This is a genomic window from Streptomyces sp. NPDC058525 (assembly GCF_042719495.1).
Classification (GTDB): Bacteria; Actinomycetota; Actinomycetes; order Streptomycetales; family Streptomycetaceae; genus Streptomyces.
Map to the genome: position 1 here is coordinate 1 of NZ_JBHXNP010000118.1, position 21,114 is coordinate 21,114.

The 21,114-nt window shown below is 68.1% G+C and carries 20 protein-coding genes and 1 pseudogene; 9 read left to right on the forward strand and 12 right to left on the reverse strand.

Annotated features, from left to right (window positions below):
- The 5 genes from ACFWP3_RS36175 to ACFWP3_RS36195 form a co-directional block, all read right to left on the reverse strand.
- On the reverse strand, positions 1-877 hold an 877-nt coding region (locus ACFWP3_RS36175; RefSeq protein ID WP_384229805.1), incomplete at its 3' end, for a pyridoxal-phosphate dependent enzyme.
- Positions 878-971: 94 nt separating this feature from the next.
- Positions 972-2,054 carry a 2,3-diaminopropionate biosynthesis protein SbnB gene (gene sbnB, locus ACFWP3_RS36180; protein ID WP_384229807.1) on the reverse strand — a complete coding sequence of 361 codons (1,083 nt, stop codon included), beginning with the start codon at positions 2,052-2,054 and terminating at the stop codon, positions 972-974.
- Positions 2,051-3,067, reverse strand: coding sequence for a TauD/TfdA family dioxygenase (locus ACFWP3_RS36185; RefSeq protein WP_384229809.1), 1,017 nt, complete (start codon positions 3,065-3,067; stop codon positions 2,051-2,053). Before ACFWP3_RS36185 ends, sbnB begins: the two co-directional genes overlap by 4 nt.
- A 55-nt stretch (positions 3,068-3,122) precedes the next feature.
- The gene (locus ACFWP3_RS36190) at positions 3,123-5,438 is read right to left on the reverse strand and encodes an amino acid adenylation domain-containing protein (protein ID WP_384229811.1); all 2,316 of its coding nucleotides are present in this window, start codon (positions 5,436-5,438) and stop codon (positions 3,123-3,125) included.
- Positions 5,439-5,637: 199 nt separating this feature from the next.
- The gene (locus ACFWP3_RS36195) at positions 5,638-8,172 is read right to left on the reverse strand and encodes a Pls/PosA family non-ribosomal peptide synthetase (RefSeq protein WP_384229812.1); all 2,535 of its coding nucleotides are present in this window, start codon (positions 8,170-8,172) and stop codon (positions 5,638-5,640) included.
- A gap of 312 nt (positions 8,173-8,484) precedes the next feature.
- Here ACFWP3_RS36195 and ACFWP3_RS36200 point away from each other — a divergent pair, with 312 nt between their 5' ends.
- On the forward strand, positions 8,485-9,063 hold the full coding sequence (locus ACFWP3_RS36200) for a fasciclin domain-containing protein (RefSeq protein WP_384229814.1): 579 nt from the start codon (positions 8,485-8,487) through the stop codon (positions 9,061-9,063).
- Positions 9,064-9,192: 129 nt separating this feature from the next.
- On the opposite strand, the gene ACFWP3_RS36205 is transcribed toward ACFWP3_RS36200, so the two are convergent.
- Positions 9,193-9,402 carry a hypothetical protein gene (locus ACFWP3_RS36205; protein ID WP_384229817.1) on the reverse strand — a complete coding sequence of 70 codons (210 nt, stop codon included), beginning with the start codon at positions 9,400-9,402 and terminating at the stop codon, positions 9,193-9,195.
- A gap of 240 nt (positions 9,403-9,642) precedes the next feature.
- Between ACFWP3_RS36205 and ACFWP3_RS36210 the strand changes: the two genes are divergently transcribed.
- The gene (locus ACFWP3_RS36210; RefSeq protein WP_384229861.1) at positions 9,643-10,785 is read left to right on the forward strand and encodes a glutamate--cysteine ligase; all 1,143 of its coding nucleotides are present in this window, start codon (positions 9,643-9,645) and stop codon (positions 10,783-10,785) included.
- A gap of 48 nt (positions 10,786-10,833) precedes the next feature.
- Here ACFWP3_RS36210 and ACFWP3_RS36215 read toward each other — a convergent pair whose 3' ends face one another.
- The gene (locus ACFWP3_RS36215; RefSeq protein WP_384229819.1) at positions 10,834-11,022 is read right to left on the reverse strand and encodes a DUF6381 family protein; all 189 of its coding nucleotides are present in this window, start codon (positions 11,020-11,022) and stop codon (positions 10,834-10,836) included.
- A gap of 492 nt (positions 11,023-11,514) precedes the next feature.
- Positions 11,515-11,862, reverse strand: a complete 348-nt coding sequence (locus ACFWP3_RS36220; protein WP_384229821.1) for a VOC family protein — start codon at positions 11,860-11,862, stop codon at positions 11,515-11,517.
- A 168-nt stretch (positions 11,863-12,030) separates the two neighbouring features.
- Between ACFWP3_RS36220 and ACFWP3_RS36225 the strand changes: the two genes are divergently transcribed.
- Together ACFWP3_RS36225 and ACFWP3_RS36230 are read left to right on the forward strand one after the other, a co-directional pair.
- Entirely contained in the window at positions 12,031-12,459 is a 429-nt protein-coding gene (locus ACFWP3_RS36225) for a DUF1801 domain-containing protein (RefSeq protein ID WP_384229824.1), read from the forward strand.
- Between the two features lie 226 nt (positions 12,460-12,685).
- Positions 12,686-13,486, forward strand: coding sequence for a MerR family transcriptional regulator (locus ACFWP3_RS36230; protein WP_384229826.1), 801 nt, complete (start codon positions 12,686-12,688; stop codon positions 13,484-13,486).
- A gap of 224 nt (positions 13,487-13,710) precedes the next feature.
- Here ACFWP3_RS36230 and ACFWP3_RS36235 read toward each other — a convergent pair whose 3' ends face one another.
- From ACFWP3_RS36235 to ACFWP3_RS36245, 3 genes and pseudogenes are all read right to left on the reverse strand, one after another.
- Positions 13,711-14,217 (reverse strand): DUF2199 domain-containing protein, encoded by a 507-nt coding sequence (locus tag ACFWP3_RS36235; RefSeq protein ID WP_384229828.1) that lies wholly within the window; start codon positions 14,215-14,217, stop codon positions 13,711-13,713.
- Positions 14,218-14,351: 134 nt separating this feature from the next.
- Positions 14,352-14,504, reverse strand: a pseudogene (locus tag ACFWP3_RS36240) (DUF6207 family protein); the annotation flags it as partial.
- 434 nt (positions 14,505-14,938) lie between these two features.
- On the reverse strand, positions 14,939-15,295 hold the full coding sequence (locus tag ACFWP3_RS36245; protein ID WP_384229831.1) for an ArsR/SmtB family transcription factor: 357 nt from the start codon (positions 15,293-15,295) through the stop codon (positions 14,939-14,941).
- A 109-nt stretch (positions 15,296-15,404) separates the two neighbouring features.
- On the opposite strand from ACFWP3_RS36245, the gene ACFWP3_RS36250 reads away from it, so the two are divergent.
- The 5 genes from ACFWP3_RS36250 to ACFWP3_RS36270 all read left to right on the forward strand — a co-directional run bounded on the left by ACFWP3_RS36250 (position 15,405) and on the right by ACFWP3_RS36270 (position 20,724).
- Positions 15,405-16,145, forward strand: coding sequence for an SDR family oxidoreductase (locus ACFWP3_RS36250; protein WP_384229833.1), 741 nt, complete (start codon positions 15,405-15,407; stop codon positions 16,143-16,145).
- A gap of 513 nt (positions 16,146-16,658) precedes the next feature.
- Positions 16,659-17,534 (forward strand): DUF4394 domain-containing protein, encoded by an 876-nt coding sequence (locus tag ACFWP3_RS36255; protein WP_384229836.1) that lies wholly within the window; start codon positions 16,659-16,661, stop codon positions 17,532-17,534.
- Positions 17,535-17,866: 332 nt separating this feature from the next.
- Entirely contained in the window at positions 17,867-19,660 is a 1,794-nt protein-coding gene (locus ACFWP3_RS36260; RefSeq protein ID WP_384229838.1) for an oleate hydratase, read from the forward strand.
- A 122-nt stretch (positions 19,661-19,782) separates the two neighbouring features.
- Complete coding sequence (locus ACFWP3_RS36265) at positions 19,783-20,223, forward strand: helix-turn-helix transcriptional regulator (RefSeq protein WP_384229841.1); 441 nt, start codon at positions 19,783-19,785, stop codon at positions 20,221-20,223.
- Between the two features lie 54 nt (positions 20,224-20,277).
- The gene (locus tag ACFWP3_RS36270; protein ID WP_384229844.1) at positions 20,278-20,724 is read left to right on the forward strand and encodes a VOC family protein; all 447 of its coding nucleotides are present in this window, start codon (positions 20,278-20,280) and stop codon (positions 20,722-20,724) included.
- Positions 20,725-20,842: 118 nt separating this feature from the next.
- On the opposite strand, the gene ACFWP3_RS36275 is transcribed toward ACFWP3_RS36270, so the two are convergent.
- A complete protein-coding gene (locus ACFWP3_RS36275; protein WP_384229846.1) occupies positions 20,843-21,055 on the reverse strand; it encodes a hypothetical protein in 213 nt (70 codons plus the stop codon).
- Between the last annotated feature and the right edge of the window lie 59 nt (positions 21,056-21,114).

The following is a 21,114-nucleotide window of genomic DNA, read 5'->3' on the forward strand; positions in this document are numbered from 1 at the left end:
GGTCAGGGGCTATGGCTACAGCGGTTTCCCGGGTGCCGGGATGCTGGGCCAGCCAGCGGGTTGCCCCGCTGACGATCGTGCCGGTGGAGCCGCCGAAGAGGAAGCCCCGGCGGGCGAGGGCCCGGCAGGTTTGGATGGAGTCGGATTCGTCGACGACCACTGCTTCGTCGACCAGGCGCGTGTCGAGAAGTGGTGGAGGCACGCTCATGCCCAGTCCGGGAATCATCCGCCGTCCCGGGGCGCCGCCGAAAGACACCGAACCGGTGCTGTCGACCGCGATGATCTTTACCGGGCGGTGCCACTCGCTGAAGTACCGGGCGCATCCCATGAGGGTCCCGGTGGTTCCGGCTCCTACGAAGAGGACGTCGAGTTCGGGGAATCCGCGGGCGATGGCCGGTGCCGTGCTGCGGTAGTGGGCCTTCCAGTTGGCCGGATTCGTATATTGGCTGAGCCAGACACACCTGTCGTCCGAGTCGCACAGACGCCGGACGTAGTCGAGCCGTGCGGCCAGGAAGCTGCTGCCGGTTTCGTAGTGGGTGATGACGTGGACGGTGCTGCCGAGGGCCTCCATCATGAGCCTGGTCGCCAGGTTGCAGCGAGAGTCCGTCACACAGATGAACCGGTATCCCTTGCTGGCCGCGATCACGCTCAGGGCGACGCCGAGGTTTCCGGAAGAGGACTCGAGCAGGATGGAGTCCGAGCGGAGGGTGCCGTCCCGTTCGGCGGACTCGACCATTTCGGTCGCGGCCTTCAGCTTGACCGATCCGGCGAAGTTGAATCCCTCGCACTTGAGGAACAGCGGGCAGCCGATCACCGGTCGCAGGTCGATGAACAGGTCGTCTTCGTTGAAGGCGTGGGGAACGGATATGAGGCGCACGATGGTCTCCTCGGGTCAGGACGGACTCCGCGGATCGGCCCTCTGTGGGGGAGGGGCGCTCGGGGTTCCGCGCAGGCGGTGAGGGGGAGGGGACTCACCCGTACCGGTTCAGTTCGTGGAAGAAGTCCTCGATGATCCGCAGCTCCCCGCGGCGGGCCACCTCGTCGTAGACGTACTTGCCGACGGCGAGGTCGAGGACTCCGAGGCCGAACGGAGAGAACACCGTGGTCCGGTCCGGCGGTGGCGCGACCCGGCCGGCCAGCACGTCGTCCAGGGTCCCGGCCAGGAAGGCGCGGCTGCCGGTGAGGCGTTCGGTGAGGTGCGGCGAGGTTTCGGCCCGGAGGCAGTGGTCGATGTCGTCGACGATGTTGGTCGAGGCCAGCAGGACCTGCGGGGCAAGGTCGCGCAGAGACAGGTGCAGGACGAGGGGATGGTGTGCGAACCACGAGGGGTCCGTCACATGTGGCCGGCTGGCGATGGTGGCGAACACCAGGAGGTCACTGGTGCGTACGAGCTCCTCAGCCGAATCGTGGACGGTGATCCGGCCGGTGGCTGCCGTCTGCTCCAGATACGTACGGAATCCGGAGGCGCTGCTGGGCGCCAGGTCATGCACACCGAGTTCCTCGAAGTTCCATCCCGTGCTTGCCAGGTAGGTGTGGACGTAGCGGGCGATCAGTCCTGCCCCGAAGAATCCGATACGGGCCGGGCGGGAGCGGCCGCGGCTGAGCCGGTCGGCCGCCAGCGCCGCCGACGCGGCGGTTCTCGCGGCGCTGATGATGGAACTTTCCAGGCAGGCGAAGGGGTAGCCGGTGGCCGGATCGTTGAGGATCAGGACGGCGGAGGCTCGGGGTATCCCGAACGCCACGTTCTCCGGGAAGCTGGAGATCCACTTCATGCCGTCCACCGGCGCGGTGCCGCCCAGAGAGGCGGGCAGCCCGATGATGCGGGAGGACCGGCGGTCGGGGAAGCGCAGGAACGACGAAGGCGGGTTGACGGTCAGGCCGGCACCGTGGAGGCGGTAGGCATCCTGGACCACCTGCACGATGTTCTTCTGGCGTCCCAGGACGGTCTGTTGCACCTGGGCTCCGGAGATGACTGCAAACGACGGTACGCGGAGCCGGGCCCCTGAAGGGTGGAGTGCGACATGGTCGAGTGCGATGTGGTCGGTGGTGGTCATGGGGAGGACACCTCGATGGTCGGTGCGCAGTCGTGCGAGTGCAGCGGGGCGCCCATGGCGACGACCACCTCACGGGGCCCTTGAAAGGCTTCCCGACTGTGCGCGGTGCGCAGGTTGTCCACGATCAGAAGGTCCCCGGCCTCCCAGGGGCGGCGTACCGTGTGGGCCTCGTAGACGGAGTTGATGAGCCCCACGGTCTCGGGGGGTATGGAGTCGCCGTTGCCGTGGAAGGTGTTGAAGGGCAGCCCGTTGGGACCGTATTCGGCGAGGAGGTACGCGCGGACCTCTGGGTCGATCGTCCACTCGTTGAGGAAGGCGATCTGGTTGAACCAGCAGATACGTCCTGTGACCGGGTGGCGCAGTACGGCTGGGCGTCGCTGCCTGGTCACGAGAGTGCCGTCCGGCTGCCAGGCGAGAGTGATTGCGTGGGCCCGGCAATAGTCCTCGATCTCTTCCCGGTCGTCGGTGCCGAAGGACTCCGCAAGGGACGCGCCGATGTCGTTGCCGTAGCTGCGGGCGAGCAGCCAGCCCTCGCGTGCGAAGCGCTCGGACACGGCGGAAGGCAGTGCGTCGAGGACGGCCGCCGAGTCCGCGAGGGCGGTCGCGCCGCCGACGGTGGGCGGGCTGAGGCAGGCGAACAGGAGGACGGAGGGGAAGGTGTCTGCGTAGCTGAGCTCATGGTGCATGCACATGGGCTGGTTCGGAGGCCACTTCGCCGAGGAGTAGACGCCGTTCGCGTAGCCCTGGCGAGGCGTGAAGGCCTCCCTCTCCGTCATGGGTGCGAGGCCCAGGCAGTGAAGGATATTCCCGACCTGTGCCGGGTGGTGGAGGTCCATGCCGCGGACCAGTACGGCGCCGTGCTCTGCGATGGCAGAGAGCAGTGAGCCTCGCTTCCGGGCGAGCCAGTCCATCGTCTCGGCGGGCGTGTCGATGTGCAGGACTGGCGGGAGGGCCCCTTGTTGCTGTTGCTGTTGCGGTGTTCGGGGGCTCAGGGCGGGGATGGAGATGGACATCGTCTTTCCTCTCGGTCAGGTGTCCGGGTTTCCGGGTGTCCGGTGTCCGGGATTTTCACCGTGTGCCGCGACGTGGTGGGCGGCGGTCCAGTAGTTGGGCCAGGTCCGACAGGCGTGGGTGGCGGGTGAGGTCGGCGAAGGAGATCTTCCGGTCGAGGGCGACCACGACCCGTAGGGCGGAGAGAGAAGTACCGCCGAGGTCGAAGAACCGGTCCTGTCGCCCGATCTGGTTCACCGGAGTTCCCAGGGCCCGGGACCAGACCGCGGCGAGCTGTTGCTCGGACGGGGTGGCGGGAGGGTCCTGTCCGGTGCCCGCCCGGCCGAGTTCCACCGTGAGCGAGTGCAGCGACTTCGTGTCCGTCTTGCCGTTCGCCGTTACCGGCAGCCGGTCCAGCCGGTAGAAGACCGACGGAACCATGTACACAGGTAGCGCCGCGCTCAGCAGATCGTGCAGTCGGTCGCTGTCCACGGGGGCCGAAGCCGTGTAGAAGGCCGCCACGTACGGTTCGTGGCCTTCCGGCCGTGCGACGATCACGGCTGCGCCGGTGACCCCGGGCACGCGCAGCAGGGCGCTGTCGATCTCCGCGAGCTCGATCCGGAAGCCGCTGACCTTGACCTGGCGGTCGTGCCGGCCGAGGAACTCCAGCTTGCCGTCCTGAAGCCACCGGCCGTGGTCGCCGCTGCGGTAGAGGCGGCTGCCGGGGTGGCGGGGATCGGTGGCGAAGGCGAGCCGGGTGCGTTCGGGGTCGTTGACGTAGCCGCGGCCGACGCAGACGCCGGAGAAGACGATCTCGCCGGGTGCGCCGAGCGGGATCGGCTCCAGAGCGGGCCCCAATACGTAGGCGCGCACATTGCCGACGGGGCGCCCCAACGGGATGCGGTCGGTGTCGGGGACCCGGTCCATGACCTCGTGGTGGGTGTCGTCGGAGGTCTCGGTGAGCCCGTACGCGTTGACCAGCCGGATCCCGGGAAGGGCCGCGAAGCATCGCGCGACGAGTTCCTTCCTCAGCGCCTCGCCCGTCACACAGACGCAGAGCAGGTCCGGCAGCTCCCGCGGGTTGCGTTCCAACGACGACAGCAGGGTGTCGAGGTATGAGGGAACGACCTGGAACACGTTCACGCGGCCGGTGATGAGCGTGTCGAGGTAACGCTCGACGTCCAGCACGGTGTCCTGCCCTACGACCAGGGTCCGGCCGCCGACGAGCGGGCCCGCGAGGAGCTGCCACAGGGAGATGTCGAAGCACTGTGGAGCGCTCTGGGCGACGGTCATCCCTTCGCCGATCCCCAGGTCGTCGATCTTGGCGTAGAGATGGTTGAGCATGCCCGCGTGCTCGCACATCACGCCCTTGGGCTCACCGGTGGAGCCGGAGGTGAAGTAGATGTAGGCGAGCGAGTTCGCAGGGACGGGGACCTGGGGGTTGGCCGCCTCGTCGGCGCCTTCGTACATCGTGTCGATGGACACCGTCCTGATCTCGGCCAGCGCACCCAGGGAGCGGTCGAGGGCGGCGCTGCTGCCGGCTTCGGTGAGAGCGAAGCGGCATGCGGAGCGGGTGAGCATGCTGGTGATGCGGTCGGCCGGGAAGTGGGGCTCGACCGGCAAATAGGCTCCGCCGGCCTTGAGGACCGCGAGGACAGCGGCCATCCAGCCCAAATTGCGCTCGCTCACCACGGCGACGGGTTCCTCCCGGCGCAGGCCCTGGGTCAGAAGGGCGCCGGCGAGCCGGTTGGCGCGGGCGTTGAGTTCGCGGTACGTCCAGTGCCGCTGCCCTTGCACGGCTGCCACCGCGTCCGGGTGGGAGCGGGCGCGCAGCTCGAACAGTTCGTGGACGCGGAGGTCCGGCAGGTCCCGCTGCGGACCGGCGAGTCCGACGACCTGGTGGTGCAGCTCCTGCGGGCCGACAACGCTTTGCGGTCGTGGCGCGGCATCCAGGTCGGCGGCCATCAGGGCCAGTGCGGTGAGGTGATAGCCGGCGATCCTGACGGCGCAGTCCCCGTCGAGCACGTCGGTGCGATACCTCAGCCGCAGGACGTACCGCGCTCCTCGGTCCGCTGCCGCCACCCGGAGCGCCGCAGTGTCGTCGGCGGGCCAGTCCGAGCCGTACGGGTCGAAGACGTCATCGGCGGTGGGGGCAGGGAGACCCCGTTCGGGCCGGGGGACCGCTGCTGGGGAGCCGTGGTGGGCTGCCAACGCCGACACGGCCTTGTCGGCGGCGAGCAGCAGCGTCCGCCACGAACCCGTCTCGACCGTCAGCCGGCACAGCACGGTCGGGCCGTCCGGCCCGGCAACGCAGCCGAACCCGACTTCGGGCTCCCCGGACAGGGCGCTGAGCACCTTGACGTGCGCGCACAGGAGCACAGATGGGATCGGCACCCCAAGGTCCAGTGCCAGTCGGCGCAGCGCCGCCATCAGCTCGGCGGGGACTTGCGCTTCGTGCTCGGCCGATCCAGGTTCCCGCGTACTGCTCCACCGCGGTACGCCCGTGAACGCTTCGCCGGTGAGCGAAGTGTCTGCACTTTGCGCTTCGGTCGTTTCCGGTTCGTCCGCCGCTGCGGCTGCGGCTGCGGACCTGTCAGGGGTGCGCATCGGATTCACCTTCTCTGCTGGGTGCCCGCCGGGTCTCGTCGCCAGGGCGGATCTGCCGGGCCGGGTTTCCGCCCCAGTACGCGTGCGGGGGAACGCTCTCGCCCTTCATGAGGAAGGAGTCGGGCGCCACCTCCGCCCCGTCGCCGAGGGCGACCCCGTAGTGCACGAAAGCTCCGACGCCGAGCGTGCAGCCGGATCCGATGACAGTCCGGTCCGACTTGAAGGCCCCGTCCTCCTGCGAGTGGCACTGGATCACGCTGCCGGCATTCAGCGTGCAGCCGTCTCCGATCGTGACCATCGTCCGCTCGGTGAGCGAGCAGCCGTCGTCGAAGACCCTGCTGCCGATTCGGACGCCCAGCAGCCGCCACACCACGCTCTTGAACGGCGTGCCGTTCAAGAGCCGCAGGTACGTCTCGGACGGAACCTTCCAGAAGCGTTCGCGCTGCCAGAAGCGGACGTCGTAGATCGAGCAGAACAGCCGGCCGGGCGGGTTGCAGCGCACGACGGTGCGCTCGACCAGGACGAAGTACAACGTGGTGAACACCAATACCAGCACGTTGGCCAGGGCAACCACCGCCGCGCCGAGAACGTCGTAGAGCTCGACGGCGACGGCGAGCAGCAAGGAGACGAGGAAGAAGCAGAGCCACCGTGTGAGCAGGTACCAGGCCATGGTGGCCGCGTTGTGGCGGTTCTTGGCGGGCAGCCGACGGCGTCGTTCCTCGCCGGTCCCCGAGGGGTCGAAACTGCTGTCCCGCTGTACAGACCGGGGGATTTCGAAGCTTGGCGAGCCCAGCAGCCCCACCCCCTGCCTGGTCTCTCCCTCGACGGGCACCAAAACCTTGGTGGCGAGAAGGCAGTTGTCGCCCACCCTGCCGCGCGCGGGATACGCGATCCGGTTGCCCAGGAAGCTGCGAGCACCGATCATCACGCGAGACACCCGGAAGGACGTGCTGGAGAATTCGGCATTGTTGATGGACAGCCCGTCCGCGATCATCGTCCCGCTCCCTACGGAACTCAGGTACGGGGAGTCCTGCTTGACCTCGGTGCCGAAGTTCGAGCCCGTCTGCTCGACGCGCGAGAGCCCGTATCCGAGGCAGCGCAAGTAGTGGACGATGCCGGAGCTGTCACCGAACAGCCTGGTCAGGAAACGCCGGTTGGTCATCAGGGTGATGGTCCGCTGCATCCCGTACCGGAAGCCGTAGAGCGGGTGGACCCTGTCCGGCGGGACGGCGCGGGCCAGAACGCGCGGGACCGTCGTGATGACCAGCAAGCCGAGAAAGATCGCGCCGCAGAAGAGGGCCAGTGAGGCCGCCAGGGCCTCGGTGTAGAACGTCCATGAGGCCAGTGCCGTTGGCCCCGGTTCCAGAACGGCGGCCAACTGCGGCGCTTCAGCCAGTAGCAGGCCCACCCCACCGAACGACAGGGGCAGATAGACGAGCAGTACCGCAAGCACCTGCAGGATCCCGTGCGCCGCCCGGCGCGGAAGGCCGCAGCGGACCGGATGGACCACGGGGTACGGCGCATCGGCACGCAGGGCCGGAGAGCCGTGCCAGTGCTCACCCACCGGCACTGCCTGGCCCCGGTACAGCGCGGAGGCATGACTCAGGCGGGCGTGCGCACCGATCGTGGTCCCGATGTCGAGGACGGCGGCCTCGCCGACGACCGCGTCCTTGCCTATGGAGATCCGACCCGTCTCGATCAGGCCGTCCCGGGCGCGGTAGCAGGGGAAGAACGAGTCCTTCCTGATCACCGTGTTGTCATCGATGACGAGCAGGTCGGTACAGACAGGGACGTTCCGCGAGAAGACGGTGACACTGCGGCCGATGTGCGCTCCCAGCGCCCTCAGGTAGACCAGGTACAGGGGCGAACCGACGAACAGAACTGGCGGGGCGGACCGGACGAGTGTCTTCACGATCCAGAAGCGGAAGTACTCCAGGCTCCAGATCCGGATCCGGCCCGGCTTCCACCGGCCGACGAGCAGCCACTTCGCAAGGATCGGCAGAACGCACAGCCACACGTAGGCGGCTGCGCCGAAGAGCACGGCGCGCAGGTACGTCTCGGCGGGCCCCGACCCGGCAGCGATCCACTCGTAGCCCAGTACTCCGGAGAGGGCGATGAGGTAGGCGTAGCCGATGAAGGTCAGCAGTTGCAGTGAGCCGCAGAGCAGGTAGTGCGGAGTTCCCGTCGGCGGGTCGGGCGGCTCCGGCGCGGGTGGCTGAGCGGCTGCGGGAACGGCAAGTGCCGCGGCCAGGCTCCCGATCGTCGGATTCCGGTAGACATCCTTCATCGACACGGATGGCAGCCCTCCGGTCTTCCTGACTCGCGCACAGAACCGGGCCATGACCATGGAATCGGCGCCGAGTTCGTCGAAGAAGTTGCTCGTGACCGACACGTGGTCGATCTGTGTGATCTCCGCGAGCACGCGGGCGAAGGCGGCCTCGACGGTGACATCCGGAGCGCCGGGCGCATCGTCGACAGGCGCGGTCTGCCGCTGAAAAGTTTGGGCGGAAGGTCTCGTCACGGCTGGCTCCCCAGGAGGCTCCGGCGCCCGGTTCCGACGCGGTGCAACGGACTCCGTCGCTACGGGTCGGCTGCCGACTCGCGCCGCATCCGGACGGTATGCCCTCTATTCGGTGCCAATCCAACAAAGGATGGGTTAGCTGCGGAGACGCAGTCTTTCGAGGCAATCGGGGCGCATCTCTCCCATACGGAACTTTTTGTGTGTTCCTCCATGCATCCGTCTGCCGTACGGCGACGAATGAATGGGTGAGGGGGGCGAACGGGCCCGGGAGGGGCGGACCGCGACGGGCCCCGCCTCCGCAAGGAGATGCACATGGCTACGCATCGCATCACCCGCTCCGCCGCAATCGCGGCAGCGGCGTTCTGTCTCCCTGTCGTCCTCGCGGCGGCAGCCCCGGCGTTCGCCGGCTCCCAGCAGGGCGATCCGTTCGGCCCCGCCTGCGCGTCGGTACCCAAGGAAGGCTCCGGCAGCTTCGAGGGGATGGCGAAGGACCCCGTGGCCACCGCGGCGTCCAACAACCCTGAGCTCTCCACGCTGGTCACGGCCGTCAAGAAGGCCGGCCTGGTCGACACTCTGAACAACGCCAAGGGCATCACCGTCTTCGCCCCGACCAACGCGGCGTTCGCGAAGATCCCCAAGGCGGATCTGGACAGGATCCTGGCGGACAAGGCCGAGCTGACCAAGATCCTCACGTACCACGTAGTGGGCGAGGAGATCACACCGAACGAGCTCGCAAAGGGCTCGTTCAAGACGCTCGAGGGAGGTTCTCTGACCACGGCTGGATCCGGGGAGACCTTTACCGTCAACGGCACTGCGAAGATCGTCTGCGGCGAGGTGCAGACCGCCAACGCCACCGTCAACATCATCGACACGGTCCTCACGCCGATGTGACCGCGCTACTCCCGTCCTTTCGTGCTGTCGGGCCCCGACAGCACGAAGGGAAGCCCGGCACGCCCACCCACGCATTGGGATCAGTCTGCTCGTCACCATGGCCGTGCTCTGGCCTCTGGGAGCGGCCGACTACGCAGTCGGCGGGCGCAGAGACGACTGGTATCCAGGGCGGTCAGCGAGCTGGGCCGTGATTTCGACGCGGTCGGTGCGAGGGAAATCGGTGAATATGGCTTCCTGCAGCTGCCGGGCCACCGAGATGCGCTGGTCGAGGCGCAGGGCGCGCTCCACCGCCTGTGGGATGTATCCGGCTGCTGCGGTGACCGTGGCACTCTCGGTCACGCCTGCCGTGTGCTGCTTGGCCCAGCTGCCTTCAGGTCGCGCTGGCCCGGAGCCGTCAACGGCACCGTAGAACAGCGGCGGGGGGCTGCGCAGGTCAAACGGTTGCCGGGGCGAGGGGTGCTGAGGAGGCGGTTCTCGCAGCGACTGGCGGCCGAGTAGCGGGGTAGGCGCGAGGTGCTTCGGAAGAGCCGGCTCCGGCTTTCTCCGGCCCGTGCGACGAAGGGCTCCTTCATGTCCGCCATGGTGATTGCCCCGGTCTGCGGCGTAGATCGCGCACGAACGACACTGCCGCTGACGGTGGGGGTGGAGGAGGAGTTCCTGCTCGTGGACCGGCGAACGGGACTGCCTGTGGCCCGTGGCCCCCGCGTGGTGAGAACCGCGAGCGCGGTCCTGGGCGAACAGGTGCAGCCGGAGTTCTTCGGAGCGCAAGTCGAGACGTGCACCCGGCCCACGGCCGACCTCGCGGAGCTGAGGTCCGAACTGTCCCTGCTGCGCAAGGTGATGGGTGAGGCGGCGGCCGACGAGGGATGCCTCTTGGTGGCCACTGGCACCCCCGTGAGCCCACCGGGGAGTCCGCTGCCCGTGACCCCGGGAGAGCGCTATGGGCGGATGGCCGCCCGGTGGCCCTCCTTGATCGGTTCGTACGATGGAATGGTGTGCGGTTGCCATATCCACGTCGGGGTGACCGGACACGGTCAAGCCCTGGCGCTCGCCAACCACATGCGCCCCTGGTTGCCGACACTTCAGGCCCTCGCCGCCAACTCGCCCTTCTCCCTCGGGCGCGACAGCGGGTGGGCGAGCCGCAGGTCCGTGGAGCACGCGCGCTGGCCCGGCGTGGGGCCGGCGCCCGTGCTGGACGAAGTCGGCTACGAGCGCCTGGCAGACCACCTGGTGAACACCGACGCCCTGCTGGACCGCCGGATGATCTACTGGTACGCGCGCCCCTCCGAGCACGTGCCGACGCTGGAGATCCGGGTCTGCGACGTGAACGCAGACCTCGACGTGGTGCTCCTGCTCACCGCACTGGTGCGAGGCCTGGCCACGACACTGCTGCTCGACATCGGGGACGGGCGGCCGCCGCCCGACATACCGGCCGGGCGCCTGCACGCTGCCCACGGGCTCGCTGCCCGGCACGGGCTGGCGGGCGAAGGCCTCGACCCCGGGCGAGGGGAGTACGAACCGGCCCTGGCGCTGACGGAGCGGCTCCTGGTCCGGGCCGCGCCCGGGCTGGCAGCCTCGGGAGACCTCGAGCTCGCGGAGGAGCTGTTCTACAGGGTGCGGAGCTCTGGAGGCGGGGCGGCCCGTCAGCGCGCCGCGTATCTGCGTCGGGGGAGTCTGGGCGACGTGGTGAGCGATCTGGTCCGCGCCACCGCCGCCGGCTGACGCGGCTCGCACCTCGATCCCGAAAGGAGTAGGTCGCTCGGGCCTGGTCTACATGGGGTCCATGGTTCCACTGCCCTTGCCGTACTCCTGCTCGGCCTTCTCCCGGATGCGCAGGGCCCTGTCCTTCAGCCGTTGCCGCTGTACCGGATCGGTGGCGTGCTGTGCCGCCTGCTCCAGCTCTTGAGCCTTGTCGCGCATCTGCTGGGCTTGCTTGCTCGGCTGGCTGTCGGCGCTCATGATCACTCCTTGCGCGGGGGTGCGGGTTCATCCAGGCAACCAGCGGGAGGGCTGGCTCGCCACCGCAGCTTCAGGCTCTGCACGTGCTGCCGGGCCCGAAGGCCGTGGACCGACCCGTGAGGGGCAACTGAGTCCGCCTGAGCCGACCCGACCACTTGGGCGAACGGTGGGACGATGACAAGCGCGGCGGCGGGTAGCCCGGTCTGGGCGCGGCTGGGATGTTCTGAAACAGCCTCCCCTTCCGGCAGAAGAAGCTTCTCCCATGGCCGTCCGAAACCAGCTGGTTCATCGGCCTCCGCAGGCGGTGTGGGCGGTGCTTGCCGAGCCGACGCTGTACGGGGAGCGGTGGTGATCGGCGCGGGCCTGAGCGGGCTGGTGGCGGCCTGGTCGACGCGGGCTGCGCGCCCTGGGATCAAGTTCTAGGCCATACGGGATCCCCGGGAAACTGCGGCCACTGGACTCGGTCGGGACAAGGGGGTGGCGGCAGCGGAGTCAGTCCGGGATCCGTCCACTCAGCGGCTGGTCGATCTCGATCGTGATCGCCCCCGGCCCTTTGAGGTAGGCCGCCCTGGTGCCCCAAGGCCGGTCATCGGGTGGTTCCAGTGTGTCGGCGCCCCGACGCAGGAGGTGCGCGTAGTCAGCATCGCAGTCGCTGCTCGCGAGAGCGATGGTGGCCTGGCTGTCCGCGGGCCCCTCATCGAGGACGAGGCCCAGCCTTCCGAGCTGCAACTCCGCCATCCGCTCGTCCCTGAAACCGGGCGTGACCTCCAGAACACTGCGGAACCAGCTGACTGCCGCTTCCAGGTCGCGCACGGTGACATGGATGTGTGAAACCTTCACGAATGTGATGCTAGGTGCCGTGGGCGGTGACTGCCCGCAGGACGCAGGTGACCGGCTCCATCCGGCGGCGCGCGTACTCACGGGCGGTGGTTGGCAATCCACGCCATGCGCGGCCTGGATGCTGTACTCGGCGACATCTGACCGCACACCGGAAGGCAGAGCGATTTTATGGCTGGCAAGGGCATTGTGACCACCGACGACAGCGTCTTCCGAGAGATGATCCAGGAGTCACCCGAAGGTATCCGGAACCTGGCCGAGGCCTGCCGCGCTCTCATCTTTGACGTTCTGCCCCCAACCGTCGAGGTCGTCTGGACCAGCCAGCGCTCCGCTGGCTACGGCACCGGTCCGAAGAAGATGAGCGAGCAATTCTGCTGGCTGGCCCCGTTCACCAAGCACGTCGTCTTCGGCTTCTACTACGGCACCGGCCTCCCCGACCCCGACGGGCTCCTCGAAGGCACCGGCGCCAACATGCGCCATGTGAAGGTGCGCACGCGGGAGGACATCGCCAACCCCGCCCTGCGCGGCCTCGTCGAAGCCGCGACCACACACCGAGTACCCCCCCATCCAGGTCGGGGACCGGCCATCCGGCCACGCTAGGTAGGTGGGCCGCTGGTCGGATCCTGCAGACAGCCGACGGGACCTCGGAGACCATCTGACTGGCCTCCCTCAAGCCGGACAGACGATGCGCGGTCGGCCGTCAGGGCGTCACCCTGCTGGTCCTGGCCCCGGGTCTCAAGCGTTTTGCGGCAGGCTCCTCGCCGAATCCACCTCGGGCCATGTCGGGCTTGAATGCGCCCCGACGTCACCTTCTACAGTCGATCCTGTGGAACGCACACGACCCGACAGTGGAGCCGCTTGGCGGGTCGGTCAGCTGGCCGATCTGACCGGAGTGACCGTCCGAACCCTGCGGCACTACGACCAGACCGGCCTCCTGCGCCCTTCAACACAGACCGCCGGCGGGCACCGCCTCTACGACCACGCCAACGTGGTCAGGCTCTACCGCATCCTCGCGCTGCGCCGCCTGCGGTTCTCCTTGGCTGAGATCCGCTCGCTTCTTGACGACCCGGACTGGGACCTCGCATCCATGGTCGCCCGCCATGCCGCGGAGACCGACCGAGACCTGGCCGCCGCCGCACGGCTGAGTACGCATCTGCGAGCCATCAACGGCGAGATCGCTCGCACCGGAGCCGCCTCACCGGAACACCTGTTCTCGATCATGGAGGAGATGACGATGCTCGACACCCCCATCCGCAGCACCACGACGCTGCTGGTCTACGACAACCTGACCGACGCGCACGCGTACCTGACCAGCACCTTCGGGCTGACCGCAGGGCCACTGGAGGTCGGCCCTGACGGGCGAGCCGTGCACGGGGAGCTGTTCGCAGGGGACCAGGCGATCTGGCTGCACCCCAGCGGCGACGGGTACCGCTCACCGCGGGAACTCGGCGGCGTGAGCAGCATGGTCGTCATCGGCGTGGACGATGCCGATGCCCACTACGCCTACGCCGTGGAGCACGGGGCAGCCATCCTCAATGCGCCGGTGGACCAGCCCTACGGCGTGCGCGAGTACGGTACCCGCGACCTCGAAGGCCACCTCTGGTACTTCCACAGCCCGCTCGGCTGATCATGGTCACCGACAGTGCCGCGCGACGGTTGGCGCTGGCTCTGCCCGACTCGGTCGAACAAGACCACCACGGGTTCCCGTCCTTCCGGGTAGCCGGGCGCACCTTCGCGACCCTGCCCCAGCCCGATCGACTGAGAGCCATGCCCGACCCTGACCAGTTCCCGCACGCGTGCTCCTAAGGGGCTCGGCCGAGGAGGCGGGTGCTGTCCGGCCCCATGAAGCTGTCAGCCTCGGAGGAGCAAGTCCGCAAGGTCCCTCACGCGGCTGGCAGTGATGCCCTCACCCTGCTCGATCGCGAGGGGGTGGTCAGTGGGTTCCACTTCGATCAGTGGGCGCTGCCCGACGGTGCGGGTGTGGACATGGGTCTTGAGGTGGAGTGTGGACTGCGGATAGGCGGGCAGCTCGGTGGAGAGCCAGCCGAAGTGCGGAGCCTCCTGCTCGCGGGCCGGGTCGTCCCACAGGTCGTGCATCCGGGCGAAGTTCGCTTCGCTCAAGGAGACCCAGACCCCCCAGGAGAACGTGTCTCCAGTGTCGCGCACCGGTATCTCGATCAAGCCGTGGACGAAGAAATGCCGGCCTTTGATCACGCATTGGTCGGCGGTCAGCTCGCTGTCCCGCCGCCGGGAATACCGAGGCTTCCAGGCCGCCGGAGCGGGAGCCCCATAGGACAGCGGCGGACCGTACCCGTGTTCTGTGCAGCATGCGCATGCGTGGTGGTGATCAGCAGCCATGGCGCTGATCCTAATGACCTGTTCAGACATGTCCTCGGGCGCGTAGGACGTACCGCTGCCAGCGCTCGACGCGGCGACGGATCACCTCCGCCCACGACACCCAGGCAACGTCGACCACACCCCCGGCCCGGCGCCTCCCACCGGCGACGGTGGTCGGCTACGGGCGCTCGCGTCCCGGGCGCAGGATGTCGGGTCATGACTGCATGGACGGTGTCCTCGTCCCTGCCGGTGATGTCCAGCACCACCAGGCCGGGCTCCGCGATGTGCTGCTCGTCGATTGGCTTCATGACCGCTGCGACGGTGGTGGGAACGGTTCGGCTCGCGGGCGGCCCCGACTTCGCCCGCACAAGGAAGCGGGAATCTACGGGCAGCGCCCGGCCGGACGCGCTCGCCTGTGTCGGAGCGCGGCCCCCGAAGCGGCCGGATGCCCAGGGCCGCTCCCCGTACGTTCGAACGTGCTCCGCCGCCGAAGCCACCGGTGCGGCGCTCCGCGAGAGGCCACGACCTGCGCACCGCGCACGGCGGTGCCCGTGTCAGGCACCAAAACCGTTCTCCCTTCCGGTCCCCGCTTAAAGCAGGAAGCGTTCGGTCGACCCGGGAAACAGCGGGGGACGCAACGGAGCGAGCGGGGGACCTGGTGCCGGGCCCCGAAGGGTATGCGTGGGGAAGGTGTTGTGCTGGAGCCCCCGCATCCGGATTCGCCATGACGGGTCCCTGGATGTCAGAGGGCCTGAGCTGCGGCTTCCGGCCTTTCGTGTTCGGGCGATCCGGCGGCGGGGCGGGCCGCGTTCAGGACCGCGTCCAAGAGGCCGGGGAATCGCGTGTTCAGGTCTTCGCGCCGCAGTTCGACTGCCTTATAGCGGCCTGCTTTGCGCTCGCGGGTGATGCCGGACTCGCGCAGCACGCGCCAGTGGAACGTCGCGGTGGCTTTGGTGACCTCCACCGGGAAGCTTCCGCAGGTGCGCTCGCCCGTGGAAGCGGCGAGATCGCGGACGATTCCGAGCCGGACCGGGTGCCCGAGCGCGGCCAGGACGTCCTCGACCAGGAGCTGGTCGCGGTCAGGGTGATACGTCGCCATGGATTCGACTGTACGCCATATCACGTACTGACGGGCTCGGGCGGCAGCCATTCCACTGTACGCTTATCGTCGTACAGTCATACGGTTGTCGTTCCTAGGAGCACCCTTCATGAGCACCGTCCCCACGCCCATCCCCGCCGACGAACCCAATACGGGGCCGGTCGCCATCGTCACCGCCGCGGGCTCAGGAATCGGCCTGGGCATCACCCGCGAACTCGCACAGGCCGGCTACCGCCTGTCCCTGTTCGACATCGACCCCACCGTTGAGGACCTCGCCCGTGAACTGGGCGCCACCGCCACCGTCGGCTCCCTCACCGACCCCGCCGACCTGACACGCCTGGTCGAGAACACCCTGCGGCACCACACGAGGATCGACGCAGTGGTCAACGGAGCGGGACACGCCAGGAACGACCTCCTCCTCGAGGTGAGCGACCAGGACTGGCACGACGGACTCGACATGCTCCTGCTCTCCGTCATCCGCATGGCCCGCCTCGTCACCCCGCACATGCAGGCACAAGGCACGGGCGCCTTCGTGAACCTCTCGTCCTACACCGCCTTCGAACCCATGGGGCAGATCCCCGTCAACTCAAGCCTGCGCTCCGCCCTGACCAGCTTCACCAAGCTCTACGCCGACCAGTACGCCGCCCAGGGCATCCGCATGAACAACCTCATGCCCGGCTACGTCAACAGCTGGCCAGAAACCCCCGAATTCCTCGCCAAGATCCCTGCCGGCCGCTACGCCACCACCCAGGAAATCGGGAAACTCGCCCGCTTCCTCCTCTCCGACGACGCCGCCTACATCAACGGGGAATCGATCCGCATCGACGGCGGCGCCGCACGCTCCCTGTGACACCCCGCCCCCGGGTAGCCGGCGGCGGATGGAACCCCGTCTGCGGGATCCGGCCGGTGCCCGTAGCCACGTCGGCCGGGCCCTATGCCATGTGCGGCGCGCCGTGCACGGAATGTCGGCGCAGGTGGCCGGCGACGAGATCGGCGACGGCGCCGCCCCTGGCTTCGAACCTTGACGTCCGTGGGCTCCCGGCAGGCCAAGGGGAACGGCCCCACCGGGCGGGAACACCTGCGAACCCGTTGATCAAGCCCCCGCGCGGCACTAGGGGCGACCTCGAGCACCACCGTGTTCACATCTCGCTGCCCCGTCACGTGCCGCACAGCCCACCGTTGCCGGGCGCCGCAAGACAGGCGTCCCGACCCGCCGAAAGGCACCCGCCTGGAGTGGCAATTGCGGCGCTGCTTGGGTCGGGCGGGTGGCTTTCACGCTGAGGCCTGTCCACCGCGGCGACGGTGACGAATCCCCTACAAGCAATCGGCCATCCTGGTCGAGGACTCAATACCGGGAGCAATCATGCGAAACCGCTCTGTGATTGCAATATCCGCTACTACCGTGCTCGCCGCTCTGTGTGCGGCGCCCGCTCTGGCCGCGTCCGGCACCCCGCCACAGACCCTGCCCGCCGACGACCACAAGGCCCTGAGCGTCATCGGGCTCACCAACGACCAGCGTCTGGTCGCGTTCGACGTCACCAAGCCCTCCAAGGCCGGGTCGCTGGGCAAGGTCTCCGGCCTGTCCGGAGACACCAAGCTCATCGGCATTGACTTCCGTGTCCAGAACGAGAGGCTGTACGGCGTCGGCGACCGGGGTGGCATCTACACCCTGAACACCACCAACGCCAAGGCGGTCAAGGTGTCGCAGCTGACCGTCGCGCTGGCCGGGACCGCGTTCGGAGTGGACTTCAACCCGGCGGCCAACCGGCTGCGGGTCATCTCCAACACCGGGCAGAACCTGCGCCACAACATTGACGACGCTGCCGCCCCGCTCACCACCACCGTGGACGGCCCGCTCACCAACGCCACCACCCCGCCCTCGGCTGCGATGGGTGTCACCGGCGCCGCCTACACCAACAACGACCTGGACGCTGCCACCGCGACCTCGCTGTTCGACCTCGACACGATGGCCGACCGGATCTCCCTGCAGTCCCCGGCGAACGCCGGCACCCTCGCCCCCACCGGCAACCTCGGCGTCAACGCCGCCCTCGACGCCGGATTCGACATCTACTACAACCCGGCCGCCGGCACCAACCACGGCTTCGCCGCCATCGGCAACAACAGTGGCGCCTACCGCCTCTACGCCGTGGACGTGTTGACCGGCAAGGCCACCGACAAGGGCTCCATCCCCAGCGGGTACCAGGTCACCGACCTGGCTCTCCCGATCAATCAGAAGTAGCCCGGGCTCCACGGCCGGCCCGCGCCCCAGGACCCGTGTGGTGCGCGGGCTTGGCGCACGGCGCGCCGGCCGCACGCAGCGCGGTCGTGATGGTGGTCCCGTACGCCTTCCGAGGAGGACGGCGCACGGGACCACCGGCCGTTCTCGTCACGAATGGGCAGTCCTACTTCGGCATCCTGTCCGGGCGCCACTGGGGACACCGCTGAATGCCCGTTGACAGTCGGTCCGAAAGCCCAGTCAAACCCGTTCAGCGTATTAGCGGGTGCGGTGGCCGGATGGTCGGAGTTGGGTAGGGAAGACTGTCATGACCTGGCCTTTGGGGACCGTGGAACATGTACTACAGCAGTGGCAATTACGAAGCGTTCGCACGGCCCCGCAAGCCGGCCGGGGTCGACGACAAGACGGCTTGGTTCGTCGGGATGGGGCTCGCCTCCCTGTCCGGGGCGGCATTCCTGATCCGCGACGGGCAGATGCCGGGCAGCCGGATCACCGTTCTGGAGCGGCTGAAGCTGCCCGGCGGCGCCCTGGACGGGATCAAGGAACCGGAAAAGGGGTTCGTGATCCGAGGCGGCCGGGAGATGGAGAATCACTTCGAGTGCCTGTGGGACCTGTTCCGGTCGATCCCTTCGGTCGAGGTCGAGGGCGCCAGCGTGCTGGACGAGTTCTACTGGCTGAACAAAGACGACCCGAACTCGTCATTGCAGCGGGTCACCGAAAGGCAGGGGCAGGACGCGCACACCGACGGGCTGTTCACGCTGTCCGACCGGGCACAGAAAGACATCATCAAGGTGTTCCTGGCCACTCGGCAGCAGATGGAGAACAAGCGCATCAACGAGGTGTTCGGCAGAGAGTTCCTGGCCAGTAACTTCTGGCTGTACTGGCGCACCATGTTCGCGTTCGAGGAATGGCACTCCGCGCTGGAGATGAAGCTGTACCTGCACCGCTTCATCCACCACATCGGCGGGCTGCCCGACCTGTCGACGCTGAAGTTCACCAAATACAACCAGTACGAGTCACTCGTCCTGCCGCTGCAAGGGTGGCTTCGCGACCAGGGCGTGATCTTCCAGTACGACACCGAAGTCACCGACATCGACTTCGCGCTCGCCGCGGACCGCAAGCAGGCCGTCCGGATGCACTGGATCCGCGAAGGCGTGGCAGGAGGTGTCGACCTGAGTGAGAACGATCTGGTGTTCACCACGATCGGCTCTCTGACCGAGAACTCCGACAACGGCGACCACCACAGCCCCGCCCGCCTGAACACAGGGCCGGCACCCGCGTGGGATCTGTGGCGGCGGATCGCGGCCAAGGATCCGGCCTTCGGGCGTCCGGATGTGTTCGGGGCCCACATCCCGCAGACCAAGTGGGAGTCGGCCACCGTGACAACCCTGGACCGGAGGATCCCGGCCTACATCCAGAGGGTCTGCAAACGCGATCCGTTCAGCGGGAGAGTGGTCACCGGCGGGATCGTCACTGTGAAGGACTCCAGCTGGCTGATGAGCTGGACGGTCAACCGGCAACCCCACTTCAAACAGCAGCCGAAGGACCAGATCGTGGTCTGGGTGTATTCACTGTTCGTGGACACCCCCGGCGACTACGTCAACAAACCCATGCAGGAGTGCACCGGCGAGGAGATCACCCAGGAATGGCTCTACCACCTCGGGGTCCCCACCGATGACATCCCCGAGCTGGCCACGAATGCCGCCAGCTGCGTGCCGGTCATGATGCCGTACGTCACCTCGTTCTTCATGCCCCGGCAGGCAGGGGACCGCCCGGACGTCGTGCCGGCCGGGTCGGTGAACTTCGCGTTCATCGGACAGTTCGCCGAAACCACTCGCGACTGCATCTTCACCACCGAGTACTCGGTACGCACCGCCATGGAAGCCGCCTACCAGCTGCTCGGCATCGACCGCGGCGTACCGGAAGTGTTCGCCTCCACCTACGACATCCGCGCCCTGCTCACCGCGACCTCCCGGCTGCGCGACGGAGACGAAATGCACCTGCCGGGACCCACAGCCCTGCGAGACCGGCTGATCGGCAAGCTGGAGACCACCGAAATCGGCGACCTGCTCAAGAACGCCGGGCTCCTCGCCACCCCAGCACCTCCAGACGACCCCGGCCACCACTGAGCTGGACTCCGTCGCGGATCTTGGGTCCTCGCCCCCGCGCACCAGGTCGATCAGCCCCAGAGCCAGCCACTCCCGCAGGTGCGACACGCCCCTGGAGCCCTGCGGATGCCAGCATGGAAGGCATGGCGAGAGATCTGGGACGGCTGAGGCAGCTGAGGGCGGCGAAGGACACGATGGACCGCGACTGGGCCACCCCTCTCGACCTCGCCACTCTCGCAGCTCACGCGGGGTACTCGCGCTATCACTTCGTGCGCGCGTTCAAGGAGGCGTATGGACAGACCCCTGGCCAGTACCTCTCCCGGCGCCGCATCGACCGGGCCGAGGAAATGCTCCGCACCGCCAATCTGTCGATCACCGAGATCTGCCGGCTGGTCGGCTTCTCCAGCCTCGGCACCTTCTCGTCCCGGTTCAAGCAGCAGACCGGCCTCTCGCCCAGCGAATACCGCACGCGGCACGTCGGGCGTGGAGCCGCCCTGATCCCCGGCTGCTACGCCATGCTGTGGGCCGGCGGGTTCCCCGGCAGCGGGGCGGGCGAAGTCCGCAATCCAGAAGAAGCGCCCTGACCCCGCTCCTGCCTACGGTGGCGGAGCAACCGCTCGACTACGCAGGAGTACGACATGATCAAGGGTCTCGCCATCTCCACCGTCTGGGTTCTCGACCAGGACCGGGCCAAGGAGTTCTACACCGAGAAGCTCGGCCTGGAAGTCCGCACGGACATGACCATGGGCGAGGGCGGCATGCGCTGGCTGACCGTGGGCGCGAAGGACCAGCCCGACGTGGTGCTGACGCTCATGGTCCCCGGCCCGCCGGCCATGGACCCCGAGTCCGCCGAAGCCATGAAGACCCTCGTTTCCAAGGGCATCCTCGGCGCCGGCGTCCTGTCCACCGACGACATCCACGGTGACTACCAGGCCCTCAAGGCACGGGGCGTGCAGTTCCTCCAGGAACCCCAGGACAGGCCCTACGGCACGGAGGCGATCTTCCGCGACGACTCGGGCAACTGGTTCTCCTTCACCCAGGCCAAGGAGGGCGACCTCGACATGAACCAGGAATGGGGCTGCTGACCCCTCCGGCCCTCCGGCGCGAGCAGCACCCGCGGGAGCTGCCTACCGCCCCGCCCCACGCCCGCCTCCACACCGGTGTGCCCCCTGACCGGAAGATGTGGGCAGGGGGCACGGGTACTCACGACGCGGACAGTGCCGCGGTGGTGGTGGCAGGCGGGCTGGGGTAGAAGCCGGCGGGGCCGCCGATGACGTGGGAGGCGCCGCCGAGGGCGTACAGGAGCAGGGATTCACACAGGAACTGGAGCAGCCCGCTCAGCGTGTCGTCGGTGGCTTCCTTCGCCGCCAGGGCGTCGGAGGGTCGGGAGACCTCGACGGCGCTGGGATCTTGCAACTCGCAGCCGCCCGGACGACGCCGACCGCGGTCTGAGTGCATCGAGCGCATGGCCAAGC